Origin of the sequence: Robiginitalea sp., from assembly GCF_049588695.1 — a bacterium.
Taxonomy (GTDB): domain Bacteria; phylum Bacteroidota; class Bacteroidia; order Flavobacteriales; family Flavobacteriaceae; genus Robiginitalea.
The window spans coordinates 1-1,644 of sequence record NZ_JBAVZJ010000156.1 but is presented as its reverse complement, the minus strand read 5'-3'; the positions used below and the strand labels follow the sequence as shown (position 1 = coordinate 1,644).

The 1,644-nt window shown below is 47.4% G+C and carries 2 protein-coding genes; both read left to right on the top strand.

Annotated elements, in window-relative coordinates; genetic code table 11:
* Window positions 1–1,098 (top strand): multidrug effflux MFS transporter (locus WBV75_RS03705; protein WP_424119309.1); only part of this gene is annotated, 1,098 nt, incomplete at its 5' end.
* 99 nt (window positions 1,099–1,197) lie between these two features.
* Window positions 1,198–1,644, top strand: a 447-nt coding sequence (locus WBV75_RS03700) for a TerC family protein (RefSeq protein ID WP_424119308.1), incomplete at its 3' end; no start/stop codon positions are given.

The window sequence follows — 1,644 nt, the reverse complement described above, 5'->3', positions numbered from 1 at the left end:
GGGCAAGCTGTTGGAAATATAGACCCCGTTAAAAACCAATGGCTCGTCTCCATATTTTTCCTGGGTGTTGGCACGGGCCCGCTATTGTTCGGTCCTATTTCCGACAGTATCGGTCGCAAACCGGTTGTGTATATTGGTTTCGCCCTGTTTGTGGTGGCCAGTATACTCTGTGTGAATTCCCCAAATCTGGGTTGGATGATTTTCGGGCGGTACCTTCAGGGTGTGGCCCTTTCTGCGCCCCGCACCGTGAGCATTGCCATGATACGCGATAAATTCAGCGGAGACTTTATGGCTCGTATCATGTCTTTTGTAACCGCTATTTTTATCCTCATACCGGTGGTGGCTCCAGCCCTTGGAAAAACCATTCTGGATACTTTCGGATGGAAAGCTATTTTTCATTTTCAAGTAGTCTTCGGGGTAGCCGTAGCCATTTGGTTTTGGTTGAGGCAACCGGAAACCCTTCCCCTGCGCAATCGCAAAACCTTCCGCCCTATCATTCTATTGTCGGGGTTCAGGGAAGTATTCCAGTACCGGCGCACGGTTATTTTTACTCTGATCTGGGGATTGATAACAGGATCGTTCCTGGTCTATCTAAGCACCACACAGGTCATCTTTGAAATCCAATACGGGGTTGAAGATCTGTTTCCGTATCTCTTTGCAGCTCTTGCTGTTACTATTGGAGGGGCCACCCTTATCAATGGTTCTCTCGTGATCAAATACGGAATGCACCGTCTCATTGGGGCCTCCCTGGTGGCTTTTACCTTAATAGCCGCTTTTTACCTTTTGCTCTTCTTTGGGCAGGACAACCCATCAATACCCGTTTTGATGTTGTTTTTATGCCTGCAGTTTTTTGCCATCGGATTTCTTTTTGGAAATCTCCGCGCCATGGCTATGGAGCCCCTGGGCCATATTGCGGGTCTGGGTGCCGCCATCACTGGATTTTTGGCCACAATTATTTCTGTGGGCCTCAGCGCATGGATCGGAAGCTTTCTCACCGATACAGTAATACCCTTATTTGCGGGCTTTCTGTTTTGCGGCTTGCTCGCCCTCTTATTGTTCGCCTTCAGTCAATACAGGTCCCGGACGCGGATGGCCTGAAGATTATAGAAGTATTCCCCGGATTTAAAGGATTTAAAGGGGCTCCTTTTCTTATCCATACGATTCGATTCTTATATTTACAAAAACTACCTGGCGTCCATGTGGATCTGGATCATCTTTATCATTTGCATCATCATTTTTCTGGCACTCGATCTGGGTGTCTTTAATAAAAATGATCATGTCATCCGCTCGAAAGAAGCCGGGATCTGGACCGGAATATGGGTCACAGTGGCCCTTAGTTTTAGCGGGGTGATTTACTGGCTCTTTTCAGAGAACCTCGTGGATAACCCGACGGATCTCACTCCCGGTACGGCTGTCCTGAAGTATATCACCGGGTATTTGATTGAATTGTCCCTCAGTATTGACAATGTTTTCGTCATTGCCGTGATTTTCTCCTCTTTTGCCATTCCCGCCATCTACCAGCACCGTGTATTGTTTTGGGGAATCCTGGGGGCCATCGTCTTTAGGGCCTTAATGATCCTTTTCGGGGTAGCCCTTATTAATAAGATCGACTGGATTATATACGTATTCGGGGTGTTTTTACTC